The following is an 18,729-nucleotide window of genomic DNA, read 5'->3' as shown; positions in this document are numbered from 1 at the left end:
GGATCATCTTGAAAGCACCCGTCCAAGAATTCACCGCCCCGCGCGACGACAATCGCCGGCTGGCCAACCTTTGCGGCCCGCTGGACGAAAACCTGCGTCAGATCGAACAGGCACTCGACGTCTCGATCACCCGGCGCGGCCATCGCTTCTCCGTGCGCGGCAAGAGCGCCGTGATCGCCACGCAGGCCCTCGAGAGTTTCTACAACCGCGCCACCGAACCCTTGTCGGTCGACGATATTCAGTTGGGCCTCGTGGAATCGCGCCAGGGTCTCGTGCCGACCGTGCGTCACGGCGATGACAACCCGTTTGCCGCCGGCGAAACCGAGGACGGCTCGCCCGTGCTGCACACGCGCCGCAGCGACCTTCACGGCCGTACCCCGGCGCAGCGCGATTACCTGAAGCAGATTCTGTCGCACGATGTCACGTTCGGCATCGGGCCAGCCGGTACCGGCAAGACCTACCTCGCGGTCGCGTGCGCTGTCGACGCGCTTGAGCGTGACGCGGTCAAGCGCATCGTGCTCACGCGCCCGGCGGTGGAAGCCGGCGAGCGTCTGGGTTTCCTGCCCGGCGATCTGGCACAGAAGGTCGACCCGTACCTGCGCCCGCTTTACGACGCGCTGTACGACCTGCTCGGCTTCGACAAGACGCAGAAGTATTTCGAAAAGCAGATGATCGAGATCGCGCCGCTCGCGTATATGCGCGGGCGCACGCTCAATCACGCGTTCATCATTCTGGACGAGGCGCAGAACACGACGCCCGAACAGATGAAGATGTTCCTCACGCGGATCGGCTTCGGCAGCAAGGCCGTCGTGACCGGCGACACCACGCAGGTCGACCTGCCGCGCGGCTCGAAGAGCGGCCTGATGGAAGCACAACTGATCCTGAAGAACGTTCGCGGCATCGCCATGACCCGCTTCACCAGCGTGGATGTGGTGCGTCACCCGTTGGTCGCCCGCATCGTCGAAGCCTACGACGCGCACACGCAACACGCCGAAGCCGGACTGGACCTGCCGGAATCGAACGACCGCGAACGCCGAGATGGCCGGGCGACGCGAGGCAAGGCATGAGCGAGCGGGCCCCTCGTTCGCCGCGCCACGCGCTCACGCTGACGAGCCAGTTCGTGGCCGGCCCGGCATTCGCCGCGCACAAGGCGCTGCTCTCGCGCACGGCGGTACGCCGCTGGGTGCAGGCGGCCTTGTTGGCCGACGCCGAACTGACGCTGCGCTTCGTCGATGCCGAGGAAGGCCAGACGCTCAATCGAGGCTATCGCGGTAAGGACTACGCCACCAACGTGCTCACGTTTGCCTACGCGCAAGATGAAAGCGATCCGGTCACGGGCGACATCGTGTTGTGCTGCCCGGTCGTCGAGCGCGAAGCGAACGAACAAGGCATTCCCCTCGAAGCGCATTACGCGCACCTGATCGTGCACGGCGTGCTCCACGCGCAGGGATACGATCACGAGGCCGACGACGAGGCGCAGGAGATGGAAGGCCTGGAGACGGAAATTCTCGCCGGTCTCGGGTACGCCGATCCCTATGCGTCGGAAAAGTCTGCGCCGGCCACTTTCGCCGACGCCAAAACCAACGCTAAAGCACCGGCCAAACCGCGCCGCGCCTGAACCGACATCGTATGGACCGCATCCCCGATCGCCCGACTGCCTCCGAGACTCCACCGGCCAGCGTGTCGAGCGGTCCCGGGTGCACGCAATATCCTCCCGACATCGGACTGGGCCGCCATCTGACGCCGGAAGAACTCTCGACGTCGCTCGACGCCGCGCTTACCGGCTGGGACGGGTATCAGGATCTGTGGATCTTCGCTTACGGCTCGCTCATCTGGAATCCCGGCCTGCCGGTCGAGGAAACCCAGCGCGCTCGCGTGTATGGCTATCACCGGGGGCTGTATCTGTGGTCGCGCGTCAATCGCGGCACGCCCGAGCAGCCGGGTCTCGTGCTCGCGCTCGACCGCGGCGGCTCGTGTGCAGGCGTGGCGTTGCGGCTCTCGGCCGCCAAAGCGCGCGCCGAACTCGAAACGCTCTGGTATCGCGAGATGGCGATGGGTTCGTATCGCCCCGCGTGGCTGAACTGCGCGCTCGCCGACGGCCGCACCGCGCCCGCCCTCGCGTTCGTCATGCGACGCGACGTGAAAAGCTATGCAGGCCGCCTGCCCGACGAGACCATCCGTAAGGTCTTCGATCAGGCGCAGGGGCGCTACGGCACGACACAGGATTACGTCGCCCGGACGGTCAAGGCGCTGCGCGAGGCCGGCATGCCCGATCCGGCGCTGGAAGCGATTTTGCACCGCTGCGGTGTGCGCTGATGTGCACTCAAGCCCCCGAAATGTCCTGAAATCCGCAGCATCGTCCTGCAACCAGCGCCGCGTAACGAAACACGATGCAAACGCTGCGGACCTGTCGCGGAGATGCCGCACATCTGGTGTATCCTTTAGCTTCCTGTAACAGCTCGGCGTCCGCCCAACTTGGACGCGCCGTCATGAACGACCCTTATCCCAGTCGACCCGGTCGAAAAAACCCTGATAAACCTCGCTCTCTGCTCGAACGCCTCACCGATCTGATCTCCCCGGAGCCGGAGTCGCGCGCAGAGTTGCTCGAAATTCTGCAAGACGCTCACGCCCGCAACCTGATGGACGCCGATTCCCTGGCGATGATCGAGGGCGTATTCCAGGTGGCCGATCTGTGCGCCCGCGACATCATGGTGCCGCGCGCGCAAATGGACGCCATCAACATCGAACAGACCCCCGAAGAATTTGTCCCGTTCGTGCTGGAACAGGCGCACTCGCGCTATCCGGTCTACGAGGGGAATCGCGACAACATCATCGGCATTCTGCTCGCCAAGGATTTGCTGCGTTACTACGCGAATCACGATTTCGACGTGCGCGACATGCTGCGCCCGGCCGTGTTCATTCCGGAGTCGAAGCGCCTGAACGTGCTGCTGCACGACTTCCGCGTGAATCGCAACCACATCGCCATCGTCGTGGACGAATACGGCGGCGTGGCCGGTCTGATCACCATTGAAGACGTGCTTGAGCAGATCGTCGGCGACATCGAAGACGAATACGACTTCGATGAGGAAGAAGACAACATCATTGCCGCGCCCGACGGAACGTATCGCATTCGTGCGCTGACCGAAATCGAGCAGTTCAACGAAGCGTTCGGCACGCAGTTCCACGATGACGAAAACGACACGATCGGCGGTATGATCACCCACCAGTTCGGCCGTGTGCCGCGCCGTGGTGAGCGTATGCGCATCGGCAATCTCGTGTTCGAAGTGCTGCGCGCCGACGGCCGTCAGGTCCACATGCTGCTGTTGCGGCGCGTGGAGCCGGCACCGGCCGTTCAGCCCGAGTAACCCCTCCATCGATCCATGCAGGAAATGACCGTCCACGCGCCCGAGCGGCGCTCGTGGCCGGCCTGGCGCGCCCGTGTGCTCGCCGGTCTGGCCGGTATTGCACAGACGCTGGCCTTCGCCCCGCGCGACGTCTGGTGGTTGCAACTGCTCGCCATGGCGGGCCTCTTTGCGCTCGTCGAGCGCAGCGCCTCGCGTCGCGATGCCTTCTGGCTTGGCGGATGCTTCGGGCTTGCCTCGTTCGTATCGGGCATCTGGTGGCTCTACATCAGCATGCATACGTATGGCGGCATGCCCGCCATCATGGCCGGTGCAGCGGTTGTCCTGTTCTCGATCTATCTCGCGCTGTACCCCGCGCTGGCGGCGTACGCCACGCGCTGGGTGACGGCCGCCGGACCGTGGCGCGCCTTCGCGTTCGCCGGCGCGTGGACACTCGCGGAATGGCTGCGCGGCACCGTCTTCACCGGCTTTCCATGGCTGTCGCCCGGCTACGCCCATGTCGACGGCCCGCTCTCGGGCTTCGCACCGCTCGTCGGGGTCTATGGCATCGGCGGACTCGCGGCACTCGCAGCGGCGTGGCTTGCCCGCGCCGTCCTGCCCTTCGCGGTGACAACGCCCCCCATGCGACGCTTCGCGGCCGTCGTCGGCACGCTGGCGCTGCTCGGTGCAGGTGCCCTGCTCGCCCGCCACGAATGGACGACGCCTTCGGGCAAACCGCTCACGGTGCGGCTGCTGCAAGGCAATATCGCGCAGGACATGAAATTCGAGCGCGCCGGGATCGACCACGCCATGGCGCTGTATCGCGACATGATCGTGGCCGCGCCGGCCGACCTCATCATCACGCCGGAGACGGCGTTCCCGGTGCTGCTGCAAGCCATTCCGCCCGACGTGGCCGGCCCGATCCGGGAATTCGTCGATCGCACCGGCTCGCATGTGGTGCTCGGCGCCGTGGGCGCGACCCTCACCGATCGTGGCCCGACGGACCTGACCAACAGTCTGTTCGGTGTCACGCCGCGTGACCAGACGCTGTACCGCTACGACAAGCATCACCTCGTGCCTTTCGGCGAATTCGTCCCGTGGGGCTTCCGCTGGTTCGTCGACATGATGCACATCCCGCTGGGCGATTTCCTGCGGGGAACCGCCACGCCGAGCGGCTTCGCGATTCGCGATCAGCGCGTGGCGCTCGACATCTGTTACGAAGATTTGTTCGGCGAGGAGATCGCGCAGGCGCTGCGCAATATGCCGGCGCCGGCCACGGTGCTCGCCAACTCCACGAACCTCGCGTGGTTCGGCGACACCATCGCGCTGGATCAGCATTTGCAGATCGCACGCATGCGCACACTGGAGACGGGGCGTCCCATGTTGCGGGCGACGAACACCGGCGCCACGGCGATCATCGATGCGCACGGCCGTGTGCAGGGCCGTCTGCCGGCGATGACCACGGGTGCGCTCACCGGCAACGTCCAGCCGTACAGCGGCCTCACGCCGTATGTTCGCTTCGGCAATACGCCTGCACTGGTGCTGGCGCTCATCGCACTGGGCCTCGGTCTGGCAATGACCCGCCGCTCGCGCTAAGACTCGGCGGGCATCATCGAAACGACGCAGGGGGACGTGAAATTCCCCCTGTCGCACCACCCAATGGGCAGTGACGCCCCATTCGGGTCGAATTCCCGCTAAAATTCAACGTTTTAGTTTGTCGGCCGCGCTCGCGGCCGGGTCGGCAAGCTGCGCAAAATCCGCATTTTTTCCTGTTCGTCCGCGCGAATTCATCATGCTTACCTTTCAACAAGTCATCCTGACTTTGCAGGATTACTGGGACAAGCAAGGCTGTGCGTTGCTCCAGCCTTACGACATGGAGGTCGGCGCCGGTACCTCGCACACTGCCACGTTCCTGCGCGCGATCGGCCCCGAGCCGTGGCGCGCCGCCTATGTGCAGCCGTCGCGCCGTCCCAAGGATGGCCGTTACGGTGAGAATCCCAACCGCATGCAGCATTACTACCAGTATCAGGTGGTGCTCAAGCCGGCACCGGAGAACATTCTCGACCTGTACCTGGGTTCGCTGCGCGCGCTCGGCCTCGATCTGACCGAGAACGACGTGCGCTTCGTGGAAGACGACTGGGAAAACCCCACGCTCGGCGCCTGGGGGCTGGGCTGGGAAGTGTGGTTGAACGGCATGGAAGTCACCCAGTTCACCTACTTCCAGCAAGTCGGCGGTCTCGATTGCAAGCCGGTGCTCGGCGAAATCACCTACGGCATCGAGCGTCTGGCCATGTATCTGCAACAGGTCGAGAATGTCTACGACCTCGTGTGGACGGAGTGGGAAGAGCAAACCGCCGACGGCCCGGTCAAGCGCCGCCTGACCTATGGCGACGTGTTCCATCAGAACGAAGTCGAGCAGTCGACGTACAACTTCGAGCATTCGAACCAGCCGATGTTGTTCAGCTTCTTCGACAACTACGAGAGCGAAGCCAAGCGCCTCATCGAAGCCGAACTGGCGTTGCCCGCCTACGAGATGATTCTCAAGGCCGCACACACCTTCAACCTGCTCGACGCGCGCGGTGCCATCTCGGTGACCGAACGTGCCGCGTACATCGGCCGTATCCGCGCGCTGTCGCGTCTGATCGCACAGGCCTACTACGCGTCGCGCGAGAAGCTCGGCTTCCCGATGCTGAACGCCCCTGCCGCCCAAACCCAAACGCAAGCCGCATGATGAGCACCGCACAACGCACCCTGCTGGTCGAACTGCTGACCGAAGAACTGCCTCCGAAGGCGCTGGCGCGTCTGGGCGACGCGTTCGCCGACGGCATTGCCAACGGCCTGCGCACGCGCGGCCTGACCACCGACGCCAGCGTCGTCACGCCATACGCCACGCCGCGCCGCCTGGCCGTCACGATCTCGAACGTGCTCGAGCGCGCCCCGGACGCCACGATCCGCGCGAAGGTGCTGCCCGTGTCCGTCGCTCTCGACGCCAACGGCAATCCAACGCCGCCGCTCGCAAAGAAACTCGCTGCGATGGGCTTCGCCGACCTGTCGGTCGCCAGCCTGGAGCGCGCGATGGACGGCAAGGCCGAAGCCTTCTTCCACACGTACACCGCTGCGGGCGCGCAACTGGCCGACGCCCTGCAAGCCGCACTGGACGAAACGCTCGGCAAGCTGCCGATCCCGAAGGTCATGAGCTATCAGCGCCCGGACGGCGAGACGGTCCAGTTCGTGCGCCCGGTGCATGGTCTGATCGCCCTGCACGGCGACACGCGCGTGCCTGCCACGGCCATTGGCCTGACCTCGGGCAACAAGACGCTGGGTCACCGCTTCCTGTCGAAGGGCGAAGTCACCGTCGCCCATGCCGACGCCTATGCTGCCGTTCTCGAAACCGAAGGCAAAGTGCTGGCGAGCTTCGCGGGTCGCCGTGACGCGATCCGCACGCAATTGCTCGCCGCCGCAGGCAACGACCATGTGGTTATGCCCGACGCGTTGCTCGACGAAGTGACCGCACTCGTCGAATGGCCCGCCGTCTACGCCTGCCACTTCGAGAAGGAATTCCTGGCGGTTCCGCAGGAATGTCTGATTCTCACGATGCAGACGAACCAGAAGTACTTCGCGCTGACCGACAAGCCGCTCGCCGAGGGCGGCCGTCTGACGAACCGCTTCCTGATCGTCTCCAATATCGAGACCGCTCACCCCGAACAGATCGTGACGGGCAACGAGCGCGTGGTACGCCCGCGTCTTGCCGATGCGAAGTTCTTCTTCGAGCAGGACAAGAAGAAGCCGCTCGCGGATCGTGTGCCGCTGCTCGCGAACGTCGTTTATCACAACAAGCTGGGCTCGCAGTTCGAGCGCACGCAGCGTCTGGTGAAGCTGGCCGGTGCCATTGCGCAGATGATCGGCGCAGACGACAACGGTGTGACGCTGGCCGAGCGCGGCGCCCTGCTGGCCAAGGCCGACCTGCTGACCGACATGGTCGGCGAGTTCCCGGAACTGCAAGGCACGATGGGCACGTACTACGCGCGCCACGACGGTGAAGCCGACGAGGTCGCCCGTGCCTGCTCGGAGCACTATCAGCCGCGCTTCGCCGGCGACGCATTGCCCGGCAGTCAGACCGGCACGGTGGTGGCACTGGCCGACAAGCTCGAAACGCTCGTCGGTATCTGGGGCATCGGCCTGCAACCGACGGGTGAAAAAGACCCGTTCGCGTTGCGCCGTCATGCGCTGGGTATCGTGCGCATGCTCATCGAGCGCCGCCTGCCGGTGATGCTGTCCGATTTGCTCAACGTCACCTATCAGCAATTCACGACGGGCGTTGCCGGTCCCGAATACCTGACCGACGTCTACCAGTTCGTGCTCGACCGTCTGCGCGGCTATCTGCGTGAGCGTGGCTACGCCGCCAACGAGATCGAGGCCGTGCTGGTGTCGCCGTCGATGTATCTGGATCTGAGCGATCTGATCGAGCGTCTGGAAGCCGTGCGCGCCTTCTCGGCACTGCCGCAGGCCGAAGCGCTCGCAGCGGCGAACAAGCGCATCGGCAACATCCTGAAGAAGACAGCGCCGCCGCCCGATGGCGTGATCGTGCCGACCCTGCTGATGGAGCCGGCCGAGAAGTCGCTCGCCGCTGCGCTCGAGAAGGTGGCCCCTGTCGTGGAGCAAAAGTTCGCCGCGCGCGAGTACGCGCAAGCCCTCTCGGCGCTGGCCGAACTGCGCGACGCGGTCGACGCGTTCTTCAACGACGTGATGGTGATGGCGGAGGACGAGGGACTGCGCAACAATCGTCTCGCGCTGCTCTGGCATCTGCATGTGCAGATGAACCGCGTGGCCGATCTCTCGAAGCTCGCCGCCTGATCGCGGCTCAATGTCCCGGAAGCCAGTCGCCATGGATTCGCGCAAAGATCGCACCCCCGGCCCCGCCGCCCGCAAGCTCGTGATTCTCGATCGGGACGGCGTCATCAACGTCGACTCGGATCAGTTCATCAAGTCGAAGGAGGAGTGGGTGCCGCTGCCCGGCAGCCTCGAAGCGATCGGCCGTCTCAATCAGGCCGGCTACCGGGTCGTCGTGGCGACGAACCAGTCGGGTGTCGGACGCGGGCTGTTCGACATGGCGACGCTCGGCGCCATGCACGCGAAGATGTCGAAGCTGGCGGCGGCCGCCGGCGGACGCATCGACGCCGTGTTCTTCTGCCCGCACACCGCTGCCGACGCTTGCGACTGCCGCAAGCCGAAGCCCGGCATGTTTCAGGAAATCGCGCGCCGCTATGAAACCGACCTGACCGGCGTGCCGGCGGTCGGTGATTCGCTGCGCGATTTGCAGGCTGCCGCAGCCGTGGGCGCCAAGCCGCATCTGGTACTCACAGGCAAGGGCAAGAAAACGCTGGCCGCGGGTAACCTGCCCGAAGGCACGCGTGTTCACGACAGTCTGCAAGCCTTCGTGAACGACTTGCTCGCCGAAGAGGACGCCAAGAGCGTGTAAGTGGCCATCGCCCGCCACATGACCCAGGACGCGCGTTCAAACGCGTAGGACAATCGCTCCGGCACCCCACCCCAGGCCAAGACCCGATGCTGCAATTTCGTTCGATTCTGTTCTTCATCTTCCAGATTGTCTGGACGATTCCGTATGCCATTGCGTGCATCCTGTCGTTCCCGTTCCTCTCGCGCGTGCAGCGCTACTGGTTCGCGGTGGGCTGGTGCAAGGTCGTGATCCGTGTGGCCGACAAGCTGTGCGGCATGCGTTACCGCGTCATCGGCTGGGAGAATCTGCCGGAGCGCCCCGCGATCATTCTGTCGAAGCATCAGTCGGCCTGGGAGACGGTCGCGCTGCCCGCGCTCATGCCGCGCCCGCTGTGCTACGTATTCAAGCGCGAGTTGCTCTATGTGCCGTTCTTCGGTTGGGCGCTCGGCCTGCTCAGCATGATTCACATCAATCGCAGCAAGGGCACCGACGCCTTCCAATCGGTCGTCGCGCAAGGTCGCGAGCGTCTGGCCGAGGGATCGTGGATCATCATGTTCCCCGAAGGCACGCGCACAAAGACCGGCTCGCGCAACAAGTACAAGTCGGGCGGCGCCCGGCTCGCGACCACGACCGGTGCGCCGGTGGTCCCCATCGCGCACAATGCCGGACGTGTCTGGCCGCGCAACTCATTCAAGAAATTCCCGGGCGAAGTGATCGTCTCGATCGGGCCGGTCATTGAAACGGAAGGCCGCACGGCCGAAGCCGTCAATGCCGAAGTGGCCGAATGGATCGAGCGCGAAATGATACGCATCGACCCGGACGCCTACACGTCGAAGCCTGTGGCGAGCACACCGCACTCGTCCGACAAGCCAGACGCTTCACCACGGACCTGATCCGCACGCCGAGACTGTCTCATGTCGAAAGTCCAACCCGCTACCCGCGACACCCGCTCCCGGCATGAGACGCCTGCTCCCCAGATGGAACTCGACCTGTTCGGCAATCCCGCCGCCGAAGCCAATGGCGTGGCCACCGACGCGCCCGGCCCGTCCGCTGCGCTGAGTCCGTCTGCTGCCGACACGAATACACTGCAAACCGCTCCGCCAGGTGCCTCCGGTCCGCGCAGAACGCCTGCCAACGGCGAGCGCGTGATCGTGCTCGATGGGCATGCGATCTATTACCGTTTCAAGCGGTCCTCGCGCCGCACCATCGGCTTCATGATCGACGAATCGGGACTTGCCGTGACCGCCCCGCGCTGGGTCACGCTCGCCGATGTGGAAGCGGCCATCGTCGAGAAGAAGCGCTGGATCTTCAACAAGATCGCCGAGTTTCGCGAGCGCGCGGCACGTCGTGTCGTGCCACGCGTGACCTGGGTCGACGGCGCCACGCTGCCTTACCTCGGGCACACGCTGACGGTGCGACTCGGCGAGCGCCCGGGCGCCGCGCAATACGACATCCATACCCACACACTGTGGCTCGATCTGCCGCCGCAGGCCGCGCCGGAGCAAATGCGAGACCGCGTGCAAGGCTGGTTGCAGCAGGAAGCGCGCAAGCTCTTCACGACCCGGCTGGAAGTCTACGGCGAGCGGCTTGGCGTGCGCTACACGGCGCTGGGACTATCGTCGGCATCGACCCGCTGGGGCAGTTGCAGCGCAGATGGGCGTATCCGCCTGAACTGGCGGCTGATCCACTTCCCGCTGGGCGTGATCGATTACGTGGTCGCGCACGAATTGGCGCATCTGAAGGAAATGAACCACGGGCCCCGCTTCTGGCAGGCCGTGGCGTCGATCTTTCCGGAATTCGAAGCCGCGCGCGATACGCTCAAGTCGCACGCACCGGAGTGGTTGCCGGAATTCTGAGCGTTCTGAGCGAATGCCGCCCTGGATAATCGGAATTATTCAACGCTGCATGAACGCGGCTCATTTTCATGGACGCGGGTACAATCGAGGTCTCGTTGTCCCCACACGTTAAAACACCATGCGAATGCTCCATACCATGCTGCGCGTCGGCGACCTGCAGCGCTCGATCGATTTCTACACGCGCGTGCTCGGCATGCAACTGCTGCGTCAGAGCGAGAATCCTGAATACAAGTACACGCTGGCTTTCGTCGGCTACGGCGCCGAGTCGGAAAACACCGTGCTCGAGCTGACTTATAACTGGGGTGTGGAAAAGTACGAAATCGGCACCGCGTTCGGTCATCTGGCCGTCGAAGTGGACGATGCCTACCAAGCCTGCGACACGATCCGTGCTGCCGGCGGCAAGGTCAGTCGCGAAGCCGGCCCCGTCAAGGGCGGCACCACGGTCATCGCCTTCGTGGAAGATCCGGACGGCTACAAGATCGAACTGATCCAGAAGCACTCGGCCAAGGGCGGTCTGTAAGTCTGCCGGTCTGCCAACACGCCGGATCCGTTTGGCCCGGCGTCCTGAGGTGGTGGCCATGCTTTGGCAGCGGTCGCACCGCAGAGAGGTCAACGTCGCGCCGGTTTCTCTCTTGCAAACCGGCGTGACGCATTCAAGACGTCAGAACTCCACCATCGCAAAATCCTCCTTGCCCACGTCGCACAGCGGGCAACGCCAGTCTTCCGGCACGTCTTCCCAGCGAGTTCCCGGCGCAATGCCGTCTTCGGGATAGCCCTGCGCCTCGTCGTAAATCCAGCCACAGATCACGCAGACCCATTGCCGCGACGCCCCCGCGTGCTCCCCGGACGGCGCGAGAGCGGCATCGTCACCCAGAATGCCATCGGTCTTCGGCAGCGCCCCCGGATCGGTCAACGTGAACACCAGCGGCGATTCCGTGCCCGAAGCATCGTGCTGCGCACGGCTCAGATGCGATTGCAGGGCCGCAAGCAACGCCTGCGCCTCGTCGCGAGTGAGATCGATCCAGTACGGATCACCCGCCCCGTCGTTGAGTCGCGACGGGGAGAACTGAAGTTCGACGGCAGAGCCTTTCTTATACATACGAGAGACAGCAATGAATGACGACGGGGGTGAGCAGACACGGATACGACGCAAGCCGCGTCACGGCTCGCGAAGCATTGTATCGGTGCACTCCGGCGCAATAAACCCTTGAAACGGGGAGACATTGTGCCGAACGACGAAACAATAGGTGCCGGATTACCCATGCTGCCTGCACCAGAATGAGGCTGACGGCAGCGGGATCGGTGACAATGACCGGCATTGCGCACTGCACTCACATTACATCGCCATCCTAACCAATGCCATGAAAACCACGCCGCGTCCGATCGATGCCACCGCGCTCGCCATCATGCTGGTTCTGTGCACCATATGGGGCGGCCAGCAAGTTGCCGTCAAACTGGCCGTGCCCGTGGTTCCGGCGGTATTGCAGGCGGGTTTGCGCTCCATGGTCGCCACGGTACTCGTGGGCGGCTGGATGCTGTGGCGCCGTCAGAAACTGATGACGGGCGACGGCACGCTGCCCGCCGGCATTCTCGCCGGCGTACTTTTTTCGCTGGAATTCCTCTGCATTTTCGTCGGACTGACGCACACGACCGCCTCGCGCATGGCGGTCTTCCTCTACACTGCCCCGTGCTTCACCGCCATCGGCCTGCACTGGACAGTGCCCAGCGAGCGCTTGCGCACGATGCAATGGCTGGGCATGGCGATCGCCTTCTGCGGCATCGTGGTGGCGTTCTCCGACGGCAGCGGTTCGGACCTTGCGACGACCTGGCCGGGCGACCTGCTCGGGATTCTGGCGGGGCTGTTCTGGGGATTGACGACGGTGGTGGTGCGCGCGTCGCGACTCGCGACGGCCGCGCCATCGAAGACACTGCTCTATCAACTGGCCGTCTCGGCCGTATTGCTATGCGCGCTGGCGCTGGTGACGGGCAACGTACACATCGCCCCGATGACGACCACGACGTGGGTCAGCCTCGTCTATCAGTCCATCGGCGTAGCTTTCGCGAGCTATCTGATCTGGTTCTGGCTGCTTACCCACTACAGCGCCGCCCGCCTCGCGTCGTTCTCGTTCCTGAGCCCGCTCTTCGGTGTGACGTTCGGCGTGCTGATTCTCGGCGAATCCGTCGGCTGGCGCTTCGGATGCGCCGTCGCTCTCGTGTTCGCCGGGATCAGCCTTGTGAACCGGCGCCGCTGATCGCGCGCGACAGGCTCACGTATTCGTCGACCGGCACATCTTCGGCGCGGCGGGTGAGATCGAACCCGAGCGCGTCGAAATCGACCCGGTCGCGATAACTGTTCAGCGTGTTGCGCAGCATTTTCCGGCGTTGCGAGAAGGCTTGCGCGACCACGGCTTCGAACACATCCAGGTCGACTTGCGGCAGATCGGCCACCGCACGTGGAATCATTCGCACGACAGCGGAATCGACTTTCGGTGGTGGGTTGAATGCGTCGGGCGGCACGTCGAGCACCTTGTCCATCCAGTAGCGATACTGGAGCATGACGGAGAGCCGGCTGTAGTTGCTCGACCCCGCAGGTGCCACCATGCGCTCGACCACTTCGTTCTGAAGCATGAAGTGCTGATCGCGCACCAGCGTTGCGTAGCGCATCAGGTGAAAGAGCAGCGGGCTGGAGATGTTGTACGGCAGATTGCCAACAACGCGCAGCGGCGCTTCGTCACGGCGGTCTTCCGAAACAAGCGAGCCGAAGTCGAAGTCGAGCGCATCGCCCGCATGCACGCTCACGCGCTCGCCGAACTTGCGCGAGAGGCGCCCGACCAGATCGCGGTCGAGTTCGACGACGTGAAGATGAGCAAGCCATTCGGTCAGCGGCGTCGTCAGCGCGCCCAGTCCCGGCCCGATTTCGACCATGAGGTCGTCGGTGCGCGGTGAAATGGCGCTCACGATCGCGTCGATGACGCCCATGTCGACGAGAAAATTCTGACCAAAACGTTTGCGCGCCACGTGGCCCTGTTGGACGCCCGTGCGCTTCGATGCGCTACTCATGTGAAATTCCTTATGAACGCGGTGGTACGGCGTCCGGACCGCCGGTCGTGCCGGCCGTCAATTGTGCGTGTGTTGCGGCGTTGGCCGCCATGATGGCTGCCGTGCGCAAGGCTTCGAGCAGGCTACCACTCTCGGCTTGCCCCGTGCCGGCGAGATCGAGCGCGGTGCCGTGATCGACCGACGTTCGGATGATCGGCAGACCGAGCGTGATATTCACGCCGGCACCGAAGCTCGCGTATTTGAGGACCGGCAGTCCCTGGTCGTGGTACATCGCGAGAACTGCGTCGGCCCCTTCAAGATGCCTCGGCTGGAACAGCGTGTCGGCCGGATACGGGCCACGGGCGTCGATGCCGGCGGCACGCGCATCGTCGAGCGCAGGGGAAATGACATCGATTTCCTCGCGGCCCAGGTAGCCCGACTCGCCAGCATGCGGGTTGAGCCCCGTCACGAGAATGCGCGGACGTTTCACGCCGAAATGCATCATCAGATCCTGATTGAGGATGATGAGCGTTTGCAGCAGATCGTCGCGACGAATCGCCCCGGGAACCTGCGCGAGCGGTAGATGTGTCGTTGCCAGCGCCACGCGCAATCCGCCGCCCGCCAGCATCATGACGACGCGTGGCGTGCCGGTGCGCTCGGCGAGGTATTCGGTGTGGCCGGTAAAAGCCACGCCGCAGTCGTTGATCGTGCTCTTTTGCAGCGGTGCGGTAACGATGGCGTCGTAGGTGCCTGCCAGCGCACCGTCGATGGCGTCGTCGAGCAGGTCCAGCACGTAGCGGCCGTTGGCGGCATCGAGTTGCCCCGGCTGTGCCGCGACCGCGAGCGCGTGGTGCACGACACGCACGCGATCGCCCGCCAACAACGTCTGCCACGCATCGCCCAACCCGACCGCCTGCGCACGCTCGGCGAGCAACGAGGCATCGCCCAGCACGGCGAACCGGCAGCGGGAAAGCGCAAGGGAAACGTCGAAGGGAGTGCCGGCGGCGGCGTCCGGGGCGGACAGGCACTGCACGAGCGCCTGCACGGTCAGTTCCGGCCCGACGCCCGCCGGTTCACCCGTGGTGATGGCGAGGACGAAGGACCGGTCGGGAGTCATGCCTGGAAGGGGTCGGAGGTGGCGAAACGTCTCACGCGGCGCTTACTGCTGCGCGCTGCTCAGACGATAGTCGACGTAAGCGCTGTCGCGCAGTTGCTGCAACCAGTCGCGATATTGCTGCTCTGCCTTGCGGCCACGCAGTTCCTGCATCGCGAGATTGCGCTCCTGATCGCCCGAGACCTGCGACTCGCGGTGACCCAGCACCTGAATCAGGTGATAGCCGTACTCCGAGCGCACCGGATCGCTGATCTGGCCGTCCTTGAGTTCGGACATGGCGCGCTCGAACGCCGGCACGGTCTCGCCCGGCGAGATCCAGCCAAGATCGCCGCCCTGCGACGCCGATCCGTCCACCGAGAACTGCCGGGCGAAGTCGGCGAAATCGCCCTTGCCCGATTCGATCTTCGCCTTGATGTCGAGCAGCTTCTGACGTGCCTGCGCTTCCGACACACCGTCACCCACGCGAATCAGGATGTGACGGGCGTGGATTTGCGGCACCGTCATGCCCTGATCGCCACCTTGCTTGCGGGTCTCGATCAGCTTGACGACGTGAAAACCGTTGTTGCTGCGCAGCACCTGCGGCACCACCGTGCCAGGCTGCAGCTTCTGCACCTGATTCAGGTACAGATCGGGAATGCGTTCGGGAATGCGAAAGCCCATGTCGCCACCATTCGCGGCATCCGACGCGTCGGAATACTGCTTCGCCAGCTCAGCGAAGTCCCCGCCGGCCTTTGCCTTGTCCAGCGCCTCGTTGGCCTTCTTCTGTGCGGCGCTGACCTGATCGGGCGTCGCGCCGTCGGGCAGTTTCACCAGAATTTCGCTCAGACGGTATTCCGTGGAGGACGGCGTGGCCGTCGCGCCGCGCTGTGCCGCCAGGAAGGTATTGACTTCCGAGTCGCTGACCTGCACCTGGCTGTCGACTTCGCGGTCGCGCAGACGCGCCAGAATGATCTGTTCGCGGACTTCCTTACGGAAAGCATCCCACGGCACCCCTGCCTGCGACAGGCGTGCCTTGTACTGATCGACGCTCAAACGGTTGTCGGCGGCAATGCGTTGCAACGCCTGCTCGACGTCGGCGTCTTTCACGACGATGCCGTCTTCCTTCGCGCGCTGGAGTTGTACCTGCGTGACGATCATTTGTTCGAGCACCTGACGCTGCAGCATGTCGGCGTCCGGGATCGGTCGCTTGGCGAGCGTGAGTTGGTGCTTGGCCTCCTCGATCCGCGTGTCGAGTTCCTTGCGCGTGATCACGCTGTCGTTGACCACGGCCACGATGGAATCGACCGCACGCGCGGACGACGCAGGTGCGCCGGCGGCTTTGGCACTGACCGGCGCCGGCTGAGCCACCGCCACCCCAGCGGCGAGACACAGGCTCGCCAGCAGCGAGGCACGCTTCACAAACATGTCATTCATAGTTGCTGAATCGAGAAGGAATCTGGTTCGTCGGCGGCGGTTGATAACCCGGCACGCCGACCTTGAAGGCTTCTGTGGCCGCGGTGCCGGACTTGGTCAAGCCCTTCAACTCCAACTGCGCGAAGATGCGCGAAGTCGTCGTGGTGGCATTGGTCGCGTAGCGCTGCAGCCCCACCCGGAAGGCCCAGCAGTCGGCATCATACTCGAAACCCGCCAGGGCATCGATGAACGTCTTGTCGGTGATGCTGTAGTTCAGACGCCCGACAATCCCGAGACGCGGTGTGATCGGCCATTGTCCGGAAAGTTCGACCTGATTGATCGGCGTGACCGTCAATGCGGTTTGTCCCACGACCGGCGGGGGATTGCGCAGATAACGGTAATACAGGTTGAACACCCGGCGCTCGCCCGGGCGCCATGTGAAACCCACATCCGACCGGTTGAATTGCGACGTGCTCGGGCTGTACTGCACGTTGGTTGTGAACGTCAGGTTGCTGTACAGCAGGGCCGATCCTCCCACCAGGAAGTCGGACACGCCGGCGTCTTCCGGCACGCCGCCCGGCATCGTCACCCGCGACTGCTGAATGTTGTATCGCTGCGCGTACCAGACGCGGCCGCGCTCCACCCCGGAGTCCTCATCGATCAAACGCGACGTCAGTGCCATCGTGATGCGATTGGCATCCTGAATCCGGTCCACGCCGATGAACGAGTTCTCGCTGAAGATTTCCGCAAGGTTGAAGTCGGACACCGCGCTATCGAAGATCGGGATCGAACTCTGATTGCGGTACGGAGTGTAGACGTAGAACAGGCGAGGTTCCAACGTCTGGCGCATTGCCGTGCCGAACAGGTTCAACGAGCGCTCGAAGGTCAGCCCGGTATCAAGGCTGACAGTCGGCACCGTCCGCGTGATCGACGACTGCATCGTCGATCCATTCGGGTAATCGATGTTGTACGAAGCCGCATTAAAGATGACCTTCGGGATAACAAAGTAGCCCGGCGTCAGGATCGGGTAGCTCAACGTCGGCTGGGCATAGAGCCGTTCGCCATTCGGCTGGCCGGTCCACGATGCAATCTGGAACCGGTTGTACCGAATCGGCATCGTGAAATCGAAACCGTGGAAATCTGCCTTGTTGTACGTCGCAGATAATTCCGGCACCGACTCGTATTGAGGCGCACTTGGTGCAAGCGTCTGATACTTCAATACCCGGGCAAGGAACGACCAGTCCCCATAACTCCAGGTCAACCCGGCTTCGCGGTTGTACACGCGCTGCACGCCGCTTTGAAAATTATAGCCAGCGCCGAAATCGTCCGGATACGTGTCGTCCGAAACCTTCGTGAAGTTGACGTAGGCGTTAACGCCGTAGCCAAGCGACTGGCTATGCTGCCACGTGAAGGTGTAGCGCGCGTCGCCAGTCACCCGATCCTTCGGCAGATACTCAAGGTGGAACAACCCTGAATACGTCGGCTCAAGGTAACGGAAATCCCCCATGAGCATCACACCGCGCTTGGTCATGAAGCGGGGCGTGAGCGTCAGGTCCCGGTTCGGCGCGATATTGAAGTAATACGGTGTCGCCAGTTCGAAGCCAGTACGACTTGACTGTGTGAAGGTCGGCGGCAAAAAGCCTGAACGACGTTCACTCGACGTCGGGAAAGACATATAAGGGCTGGCGAAAATCGGAACGCCCTGAAAGAACAGAATGCCGTTGTACGCCGTGCCTTCCTGCTGTTCCTGATCGAACTCGAACTCGGATGCCTTGATATACCAGGCCGGCGTCTGCCCCTCTTCCGTACAGGCGCACCCCGAATACGTGCCCCGTTGCATCGTGATGACGTTGTTCGCCTCGATGTCCGCCCGTTCCGACTTGCCACCGCCACCCGACACGAGCCGATAGGTCGGCGTCAGCATGTAACCGTCGCCTGCACCGGTATACATATGGGCCTCGGGGCCCACGAACAGATTTCCGCCCTGGGAAAGGTGTGCATTCCCCCTCGCCACGACTTCATCCGAGTCCTGGTCGTACGTCAGGCGGTCGCCCTTCACGAACTGGCGGTACTTGCGCGCCTCGGCGTCGCCATCGACCGTCGCATCCACGTTGGTCCGGCCGGTCAGGTGCATGCCGCGCACGTACATCGGCACGTCTTCACCGGCACCCAACGGGTTGTCGACAAGCGCCGGCACCGTGCGCAGCACGAGACCGTCGCTCTTGGCGATATCGGGAGGGGGGGCTTCCTGCGCGCCGGCGAGCGAACACCACACCCCCGGAAGGGAGAGCAGGAGTGCCAGCGGCTTGCGCCGCGTACGCATCAGGCGACGCAGCGAAGAAACTTCATTCGTATGGACTTGTTTATCCGGCATGTACGCAAACAGCGTGACAATCGTGGCGCCGCTTGCGGGCAGCCAATCTCGTATGTCGGCTCGGCTTTACCGGGACATTCGGGACGGTCGATCGAGGTCGAGAATCAGGGTGTCGGGAAAACATGATCGGGTATTATATGGCAAGACGTTTACCG

General features: G+C 63.8%; 17 protein-coding genes. 12 read left to right on the top strand and 5 right to left on the bottom strand.

The window, feature by feature from the left end; genetic code table 11:
* The first annotated feature begins 8 nt into the window (after positions 1-8).
* The 11 genes from PI93_RS06820 to gloA all read left to right on the top strand — a co-directional run bounded on the left by PI93_RS06820 (position 9) and on the right by gloA (position 11,175).
* Positions 9-1,067 carry a PhoH family protein gene (locus PI93_RS06820; RefSeq protein ID WP_052240700.1) on the top strand — a complete coding sequence of 353 codons (1,059 nt, stop codon included), beginning with the start codon at positions 9-11 and terminating at the stop codon, positions 1,065-1,067.
* Positions 1,064-1,618, top strand: a complete 555-nt coding sequence (ybeY, locus tag PI93_RS06815) for an rRNA maturation RNase YbeY (protein ID WP_236105645.1) — start codon at positions 1,064-1,066, stop codon at positions 1,616-1,618. Before PI93_RS06820 ends, ybeY begins: the two co-directional genes overlap by 4 nt.
* 11 nt (positions 1,619-1,629) lie before the next feature.
* Complete coding sequence (locus tag PI93_RS06810) at positions 1,630-2,316, top strand: gamma-glutamylcyclotransferase (protein WP_052240701.1); 687 nt, start codon at positions 1,630-1,632, stop codon at positions 2,314-2,316.
* Positions 2,317-2,489: 173 nt separating this feature from the next.
* Positions 2,490-3,365 carry an HlyC/CorC family transporter gene (locus tag PI93_RS06805; protein WP_039371032.1) on the top strand — a complete coding sequence of 292 codons (876 nt, stop codon included), beginning with the start codon at positions 2,490-2,492 and terminating at the stop codon, positions 3,363-3,365.
* A gap of 15 nt (positions 3,366-3,380) precedes the next feature.
* Positions 3,381-4,937, top strand: a complete 1,557-nt coding sequence (gene lnt, locus PI93_RS06800) for an apolipoprotein N-acyltransferase (RefSeq protein ID WP_052240702.1) — start codon at positions 3,381-3,383, stop codon at positions 4,935-4,937.
* 196 nt (positions 4,938-5,133) lie between these two features.
* A complete protein-coding gene (gene glyQ, locus PI93_RS06795; RefSeq protein ID WP_039371170.1) occupies positions 5,134-6,072 on the top strand; it encodes a glycine--tRNA ligase subunit alpha in 939 nt (312 codons plus the stop codon).
* Positions 6,069-8,195: a glycine--tRNA ligase subunit beta gene (glyS, locus tag PI93_RS06790; RefSeq protein WP_039371034.1), complete on the top strand. Its 2,127-nt coding sequence runs from the start codon at positions 6,069-6,071 to the stop codon at positions 8,193-8,195. The genes glyQ and glyS overlap by 4 nt, the downstream gene beginning before the upstream one ends.
* 31 nt (positions 8,196-8,226) lie before the next feature.
* Positions 8,227-8,820, top strand: coding sequence for a D-glycero-beta-D-manno-heptose 1,7-bisphosphate 7-phosphatase (gene gmhB, locus PI93_RS06785; protein WP_052240703.1), 594 nt, complete (start codon positions 8,227-8,229; stop codon positions 8,818-8,820).
* An 86-nt stretch (positions 8,821-8,906) separates the two neighbouring features.
* Positions 8,907-9,692: a lysophospholipid acyltransferase family protein gene (locus PI93_RS06780; RefSeq protein WP_039371035.1), complete on the top strand. Its 786-nt coding sequence runs from the start codon at positions 8,907-8,909 to the stop codon at positions 9,690-9,692.
* Positions 9,693-9,713: 21 nt separating this feature from the next.
* Positions 9,714-10,655, top strand: a complete 942-nt coding sequence (locus tag PI93_RS06775) for a M48 family metallopeptidase (protein WP_407945347.1) — start codon at positions 9,714-9,716, stop codon at positions 10,653-10,655.
* A 118-nt stretch (positions 10,656-10,773) separates the two neighbouring features.
* Complete coding sequence (gene gloA / locus PI93_RS06770; protein ID WP_039371041.1) at positions 10,774-11,175, top strand: lactoylglutathione lyase; 402 nt, start codon at positions 10,774-10,776, stop codon at positions 11,173-11,175.
* Between the two features lie 141 nt (positions 11,176-11,316).
* Here the strand turns inward: gloA and PI93_RS24980 are convergent, their stop codons facing one another.
* Positions 11,317-11,754, bottom strand: coding sequence for a rubredoxin (locus PI93_RS24980; RefSeq protein ID WP_080759211.1), 438 nt, complete (start codon positions 11,752-11,754; stop codon positions 11,317-11,319).
* Positions 11,755-12,016: 262 nt separating this feature from the next.
* Here PI93_RS24980 and PI93_RS06760 point away from each other — a divergent pair, with 262 nt between their 5' ends.
* On the top strand, positions 12,017-12,907 hold the full coding sequence (locus PI93_RS06760) for a DMT family transporter (protein ID WP_039371044.1): 891 nt from the start codon (positions 12,017-12,019) through the stop codon (positions 12,905-12,907).
* Here the strand turns inward: PI93_RS06760 and rsmA are convergent.
* The 4 genes from rsmA to PI93_RS06740 are packed head-to-tail and all read right to left on the bottom strand — an operon-like array spanning position 12,882 to position 18,523.
* On the bottom strand, positions 12,882-13,715 hold the full coding sequence (gene rsmA, locus PI93_RS06755) for a 16S rRNA (adenine(1518)-N(6)/adenine(1519)-N(6))-dimethyltransferase RsmA (protein WP_039371047.1): 834 nt from the start codon (positions 13,713-13,715) through the stop codon (positions 12,882-12,884). The two genes, PI93_RS06760 and rsmA, sit on opposite strands and share 26 nt — an antisense overlap.
* A 10-nt stretch (positions 13,716-13,725) precedes the next feature.
* A complete protein-coding gene (gene pdxA, locus PI93_RS06750) occupies positions 13,726-14,811 on the bottom strand; it encodes a 4-hydroxythreonine-4-phosphate dehydrogenase PdxA (RefSeq protein WP_039371050.1) in 1,086 nt (361 codons plus the stop codon).
* A 42-nt stretch (positions 14,812-14,853) separates the two neighbouring features.
* Positions 14,854-16,221 carry a peptidylprolyl isomerase gene (locus PI93_RS06745; protein WP_080759212.1) on the bottom strand — a complete coding sequence of 456 codons (1,368 nt, stop codon included), beginning with the start codon at positions 16,219-16,221 and terminating at the stop codon, positions 14,854-14,856.
* Positions 16,214-18,523, bottom strand: a complete 2,310-nt coding sequence (locus PI93_RS06740) for an LPS-assembly protein LptD (protein ID WP_052240704.1) — start codon at positions 18,521-18,523, stop codon at positions 16,214-16,216. The genes PI93_RS06745 and PI93_RS06740 overlap by 8 nt, the downstream gene beginning before the upstream one ends.
* Positions 18,524-18,729 lie beyond the last annotated feature (206 nt).

It is taken from the genome of Pandoraea fibrosis (assembly GCF_000807775.2).
Classification (GTDB): Bacteria; Pseudomonadota; Gammaproteobacteria; order Burkholderiales; family Burkholderiaceae; genus Pandoraea; species Pandoraea fibrosis.
Note: the sequence above shows the minus strand (reverse complement) of the source record. Positions and strands in the feature narration are given on the sequence as shown.